The following is a 671-nucleotide window of genomic DNA, read 5'->3' as shown; positions in this document are numbered from 1 at the left end:
TGGCTCATCATGCCGAGTTCGGCGCGGCCCGCATGGGTAAGGCCGATCAGGGTGCCCCAGACGGGGAGGCCGCAGATGAAGGGGCGCGTGCCATCGACGGGATCGAGCACCCAGCGGTAAGGGCCTTCCCCTGTCAGCCCCATCTCCTCGCCGAGGATCGCATGATCGGGAAACTGCGCCACGATGGCGGCGCGAATGGCGATTTCCGCCTGCCGATCGGCCTCGGTCACCGGGTCGAATGTATAGCCCTCCTTGACCTTGGTATCGATCGTCAGTTCGGTGCGATAGCGGGGCATCGTCTCCGCGTCGGCAATGTCGGCCAGACGGTGAAGAAAGTTGGCGTTTGGGGTTTGCATCGTCCGTGCTCCAGGCAAAGGGGTTCAGTGCCTGGTCGCTGGCGTGGTGGTGGCGACGCGGGCGCTCAGAGGCACGAGGATCAGCAAGGCCCCCAGCACCCAGAATGCGCTCGGAAGACCGATCGCCTGAGCCAGGAAGCCGACGCCCGCAGGCCCGACGAGAATGCCAGCATATCCAACGGTCGTCACAGACGCGATCGCCAGGCCAGCCGGCATGGCGCTTTGCGCGCCGGCTTGCCGGAACAGGACTGGCACCGTGTTGGACGCGCCCAGACCGATCAGCAGGAAGCCTGCGAAAGCGACCATCGCGACCGG

The 671-nt window shown here is 65.9% G+C and carries 1 protein-coding gene and 1 pseudogene; both read right to left on the bottom strand.

Translation table 11 applies throughout. The features are described 5' to 3' along the window. Positions 1-356: inositol monophosphatase family protein (locus tag ACI3K3_RS25735; RefSeq protein ID WP_404918959.1), on the bottom strand; the 356-nt coding region annotated here is incomplete at its 3' end. Between the two features lie 24 nt (positions 357-380). Then, a pseudogene (locus tag ACI3K3_RS25730) lies at positions 381-671 on the bottom strand (MFS transporter); the annotation flags it as partial.

Source organism: Novosphingobium sp. ZW T3_23, assembly GCF_044987305.1.
Lineage (GTDB): Bacteria > Pseudomonadota > Alphaproteobacteria > Sphingomonadales > Sphingomonadaceae > Novosphingobium.
The sequence above is the reverse complement of the archived record's forward strand: the minus strand, read 5'-3'. Positions and strand labels throughout refer to the sequence as shown.